At 33.6% G+C, this 5,034-nt stretch carries 8 protein-coding genes and 1 pseudogene; all 9 read right to left on the reverse strand.

Annotation, left to right across the window (positions count from 1 at the left end; all coding sequences use genetic code 11):
• Positions 1 to 590: 590 nt before the first annotated feature.
• A complete protein-coding gene (locus tag AB3X49_RS17480) occupies positions 591 to 866 on the reverse strand; it encodes a hypothetical protein (protein ID WP_367963666.1) in 276 nt (91 codons plus the stop codon).
• Positions 867 to 1,521: 655 nt separating this feature from the next.
• Positions 1,522 to 1,710: a hypothetical protein gene (locus AB3X49_RS17485; RefSeq protein WP_367963680.1), complete on the reverse strand. Its 189-nt coding sequence runs from the start codon at positions 1,708 to 1,710 to the stop codon at positions 1,522 to 1,524.
• A 289-nt stretch (positions 1,711 to 1,999) separates the two neighbouring features.
• Complete coding sequence (locus AB3X49_RS17490) at positions 2,000 to 2,491, reverse strand: hypothetical protein (RefSeq protein WP_367963668.1); 492 nt, start codon at positions 2,489 to 2,491, stop codon at positions 2,000 to 2,002.
• 219 nt (positions 2,492 to 2,710) lie between these two features.
• Positions 2,711 to 3,100, reverse strand: a complete 390-nt coding sequence (locus tag AB3X49_RS17495) for a hypothetical protein (protein WP_367963671.1) — start codon at positions 3,098 to 3,100, stop codon at positions 2,711 to 2,713.
• Positions 3,094 to 3,240, reverse strand: a complete 147-nt coding sequence (locus AB3X49_RS17500; RefSeq protein WP_367963674.1) for a DUF3983 domain-containing protein — start codon at positions 3,238 to 3,240, stop codon at positions 3,094 to 3,096. The genes AB3X49_RS17495 and AB3X49_RS17500 overlap by 7 nt, the downstream gene beginning before the upstream one ends.
• 171 nt (positions 3,241 to 3,411) lie before the next feature.
• Positions 3,412 to 3,606 (reverse strand): hypothetical protein, encoded by a 195-nt coding sequence (locus AB3X49_RS17505; protein WP_367963676.1) that lies wholly within the window; start codon positions 3,604 to 3,606, stop codon positions 3,412 to 3,414.
• A 370-nt stretch (positions 3,607 to 3,976) separates the two neighbouring features.
• Positions 3,977 to 4,243 (reverse strand): hypothetical protein, encoded by a 267-nt coding sequence (locus AB3X49_RS17510; RefSeq protein ID WP_367963678.1) that lies wholly within the window; start codon positions 4,241 to 4,243, stop codon positions 3,977 to 3,979.
• Between the two features lies 1 nt (position 4,244).
• The gene (locus tag AB3X49_RS17515) at positions 4,245 to 4,784 is read right to left on the reverse strand and encodes an ERCC4 domain-containing protein (RefSeq protein WP_367963683.1); all 540 of its coding nucleotides are present in this window, start codon (positions 4,782 to 4,784) and stop codon (positions 4,245 to 4,247) included.
• Positions 4,785 to 4,786: 2 nt separating this feature from the next.
• A pseudogene (locus AB3X49_RS17520) lies at positions 4,787 to 5,034 on the reverse strand (hypothetical protein); the annotation flags it as partial.

Genomic DNA, 5,034 nt, shown 5'->3' on the forward strand with positions numbered 1-5,034 from the left:
TGTTCCATCTTCTCCACTCCTTATCTTTCCCATTAAGACACCATTTGGGCATTTATTAATTTATATTCATTTATTTGGTATACAAAACCAAAAAAATAAATAATAAGAGTGGATGAAGAGCATTCGCTATGATTTTGTACATTGAATGACCCCAATTGGCTATTCTACATCTTTGAAATGTATGAATATGTATGTGCTTCATCCTTTCAGTCACTTCACGAAGGACAAGGAACATTCTGTATAATTCATAGTAAAAATAAACCATCATTTTCTTTTGTAACAGTTATACAGTCGTTCTTTATTCCTTCACTCCTATATATTTTCGTTGCATATATTCCGCTTTACCTCTCCTAACAATACATAGAACTCTAACCATCTTTACACTTATCCCTTCATTTGCAAAAAGTCATCTTTATGATTCAATGTTTGTGTGCTTCTTGTTATAGTAAAAGTACCCTAACATTCCGAATACCAATTATGGTTATAACGGATTTTTCTAATTTTTGTGGATTAATATGTTCCTTGACTAATTCCAAACCGTCATTTGTTCTCACTCCGCCTCAAAAATAAAAGCACCCAGATGGATGCTTTCACTCTAAATCCTTATTTATTTTTTCAATTCTAAATACTGAAGGTACATGAGGTTGTAGTCTTATACTAGATTCTTCAATTGCTACTATATACCGCGGATTTAAAGCCACCTGTATTTCTTTTCCTGTTTCCACATCTATATGAAGCAACACAACAAAAGTATTAAGAAATTCCCCTTCTCCATTTACAAGTGTCTTTCCTATCAACGCACCAAGCTGAATCGATACAATATATTCTTTCCCATTTGATAAAATAATTTTGGAAGAGCTGCCCATCCGTATCCTCACTCCTTACTTTGTCAAAATGACCAATTCATCATATATTTTTATATACTTTATATGTCCATTTTTCATATATATGCTTCTTTTATACAACGAAGACATATAAATAAAACATGTTCATACAAAAAGAGAGCAACCAAAGAAACAGCTGCCCTTAAACGAACTCTATTTAGTATAAAAAGGAGTTCTATGAGTGAATAGGTACCAACTAAGCGGTTGTCCTATACTTACAATGTATGCTTACTTTACCAAAACAGTTACGTTTTTTTGGTAAATAAAACAAAATAAACACGTAATCAACGTGCTATTAGAAGTTGTATTTATGCTCCTCTACACTATAACATATACATTTATAATGGAAACTTGACAATTACCCATAATATTTTTGGTTTAAAACACCAATTTGGTGTATATACTAAAAATGGCTACACAACAGATGCATACACAGCTCATATTTATTACCTTCCCATTCCTAAGCATGACCTATACCTATCTGCAACTGTTGTGGCCTCCAGCATTTCTTTCAGAAGGGTGAAGGATGTACAAAGATAACCCTATACCCAAACTAACCTACCACACTTATATATTCTTTGCATTCTTCATTTCTTCACCTATCTATACTTTTATAGTTCAACGTCGGCTCGTGGACTTATTTCCCCTTTTGCTTCCATACCCCATTCTTTTTATAATATGTATCTTCTCTATTCATAAAGTCAGCTGTCTGACCCGGAATATTATATTTTCCATTCTTTTTCTCTCTTTTCTTCCTTCTTTTTTCCTCTTGAATAGCCTGAAAATCTGCTTTCCATTGCTTTAACATATCCTTTTTCACTCGCATCAAATTCTGCCTCTCCTATCCACGTATACACATGATTACTCTAACTGAAAAAAGAAAAAACAAGAATCATATATATTACCTGTATTAAGAGACAAATTCAGATGTATTAAAAAAGAGTAACTGAACATCAATTACCCTCTCGTCAAATCTCTATGCTATTACTATAACCATTTTTTCAAGAGTTTGTACGATGACTTTACCTTGGATAAATATTAAATACCATGCGTATACTCACCCTCCACTGTGCCGGACGCTTCGCTTTTGCTAACTACTTTTTTCAAAGTTTGTATTATAACGATTCGGAATTGAGACCTCGTTTACTCATATGTTCCCGCAAGTTCGATGTAGACACACCCAGATGTTGAGATATTTTTGAATCACTAAATCCCTGTTTTCTTAATTGTAATGCTTTTTGACACCAATCGTTCCATTTTTTCCGACTTTGTTCTTGTATCTCGACTTGCGTTTTTCCTTGCCATAATCCCCTTCTTTTCAATTGATCGCGTAAAGTACTAGCTGGACACCCTAGTTTCTTTGATATGATAGTATTTCCAACTCCTCGCTCATATAGTTTAACAGCTTGTTTACAAATCTCATCCCAATCTTCTTTAGATTTGTGCCTCTTACCTTCTGCGAATAATTCTCTCGCTAACATTTGTAATTCTTGGCCTATCGAACAATGTTGGATACATTTTTTCAATGGTTGCATTTGATATTCACATGTTTGACATTGCTTGTCCTGTAAATCTAAAATACGAATTCGCTTTTCCTTGTCATTCATGATGGGCACCTCACTGATTTTTCATTATTCTATAACACCTGTACAATTCCTCACAAGTATTTTTTGTGTCTTTAACCAAAAACATTTTGGCTTTTGGTTGCATTTTTACATAGTGAAAAAACAATTGTATCCCCGTTACCCTTTCGTCAATTCTTTATGTTACTACTATAAATCCTTTTTACAATAGTTAACATGAACTGAAGTGAACTTAATATTTTGTTAACCTAGCTTTTGAGCATACTCAATCATACGCTTTATTTGTGAGTGTTTATTATAGATATAACGCGGACTGTAGTTTAACTCTTCAGCAATTCTTTCTAACGTCATGCCCTCCACATACTTACCGTACATAACCTTATGCTCTAATCCTTTAAATGATTGAATCACTTTTTTTAATTCGTACATGTCATTCATCTTGTAAGCTAAATCATGTTCACGTACAGCAATACGCTCTTCCAGTTTTGCTCCTTTTGATTCATCAGTTAACCTTATCCCTTGCAAGTCACCATACACCCAGCGTTTTAATTCTTTCTTACTTCTATCCAAATCGTTTTCTAAATAGATGATTTCATCTTCTAATTTTTGATAGTCTTTTAACCATTCTAGCAATGTGTATGCCACCTCTCTTGTTTTAGGATGCCAGCTTGCACAAATATATTTCTCCATGCTGTTTTTACACGATGTTTTTCAAATGATTTAGCTCTACGAGCGATTGCTTTCCTTATTTTTCGTTTTTTAAGCTTTTTCATCGTTTTTCCCCTCTTTAAATTCACCTCAAAGCGTATGAATCGTTTTATACAATGTTATTACACGTTTTTAGACAACTTACCGTCCACATGACCTATTGCATTCGGACAAGATTTAAAAGTTAAATTCCCTTATTATATACAGTCGTTTTTTCATAAGAAATGAATTTTTGGTTAAATTACATATTGTTTGTTCCTTTTAGCCCCCACATTCACCTCTATATATTCGAAACCATCATTTGTTTCACCAAACGCCACTACTTCACCTATTACTTTTGAAATTTCATTTGATAATGTTCTAAACGGAAATAGTAACGTTTCACCTTCAACCACGTGCGCTTTCCCCATATTAGGTAGGTATTTTTTCATATATATTCATATTCCCTTTCCATTAAAATAACGTTTTTATTCAAATTTGATTAAAATTAGTCTTAACTAATTTTGGTGTTTCCAACCCTTTTCACTCTATCCATGTATAAGATAATTGTGTTTATCAATAATATAAATACCGAGCGCACCCATTCGTATCGGTGTTTATTACTTCCTTTGTTGGCGGTTAGCTTTTGCTAGTCGTCTCTTTTTTGGTTTTAGGAACCATTTAACAAGGTAAACATAAACTATTAGTGCATTAGGGCATTTTTCAATCAAGATAATTCCCTTCTTCCAAACAAGAGTGCTATATTTAGTGCTCTTGTCTTTCTGTGTAAACATACTTATCAAATAACACTTTTGTTTCTCCTTACTTTTCTCGAACCTTCGCCAAACGTTCCGCAGCCTTTCGTCTTTGTTCCTCAGACATCACACGAACTTGTTTCATACTGACTTGTTTTTCTTGCAATACACCTTTTACCGCTATCGATTGCCCGCCCTCTTCTTCTAAGGTCTGTAATTCACATAGATTACTAAGTTTTCGGATGTGTTTCGAAACAGTAGAGTAAACACTCCACTGTCCTGTATTTGTCTCAAAAACTAGAGTTGTTTCTTGTTCTTCACGAGAATATGCCATATTAAAAAGCTCCTGTTTTCAAATAATGTTTTGCTTGATAATAAAAATGATGATATATCCAATTACCACTGTACTTGTTATCTAAATAAACAATTTCAAAACCGTACTTCGCTTTAAATGTATTAAGTCTTCCAAGTAATGCTAACGGATTGTATTTCGAACGATACTGACCTTTTAACATTTTTTCATAGCCTTTAAGGTCCTCCACAATTAGAGTGAATGGAATGTCTTTCGAACGAATTAACTCATTTTCAAATGCTGTTTGGGTATCCTTTTGTAAGTTACCTGTGATCTCGTCCATGTGTGCTTTTCTTTCTACTCGGCTATCTAAGTAAATATCACGAGGAATGCCTAACTCTTCATTTTTCGGAATCATGCAACCATAATCACCAGTATCTAATTTTTGATTTTTAATTAGAATGCCCTTTTGATGTAAGTAATCAAGAATATGGCCATTTACATTCTCACGAGTATCAATTACGATTGTGAGTGTTTTAAGAATGTTGCTTATTTCTTTATCTGTGTAATGGAAACTGATCACCCTCATGCTCCTTTCCTTGCATGTATAACCGCCCGTTCATATGTCTTTCTTGCCATTGCATTCGATTCATCATTTTCAAATTGACGATGATCATCATAAACATCTGTCCAACCGTTCTTAGCAAGGACAATCGTCCAGTTATAGAACATTTGTAATGAATCAGTATCAGCAAGCAACCAATCATGTAACTTTTGGTTATGTTTCCAACCAGAAAACTGATAAAAAATCTTTAGGATTGTAACTTTTTCGT

The organism is Bacillus sp. C30 (genome assembly GCF_040838255.1).
GTDB lineage: Bacteria > Bacillota > Bacilli > Bacillales > Bacillaceae_G > Bacillus_A > Bacillus_A mycoides.

Coding starts and splice junctions, on each gene's coding strand:
- AB3X49_RS17485 (WP_367963680.1), bottom strand. CDS start 1,710: ATGCGAGTGAAAAAGGATATGTTAAAGCAATGGAAAGCAGATTTTCAG.
- AB3X49_RS17490 (WP_367963668.1), bottom strand. CDS start 2,491: ATGAATGACAAGGAAAAGCGAATTCGTATTTTAGATTTACAGGACAAG.
- AB3X49_RS17510 (WP_367963678.1), bottom strand. CDS start 4,243: ATGGCATATTCTCGTGAAGAACAAGAAACAACTCTAGTTTTTGAGACA.
- AB3X49_RS17500 (WP_367963674.1), bottom strand. CDS start 3,240: ATGAAAAAGCTTAAAAAACGAAAAATAAGGAAAGCAATCGCTCGTAGA.
- AB3X49_RS17505 (WP_367963676.1), bottom strand. CDS start 3,606: ATGAAAAAATACCTACCTAATATGGGGAAAGCGCACGTGGTTGAAGGT.
- AB3X49_RS17480 (WP_367963666.1), bottom strand. CDS start 866: ATGGGCAGCTCTTCCAAAATTATTTTATCAAATGGGAAAGAATATATT.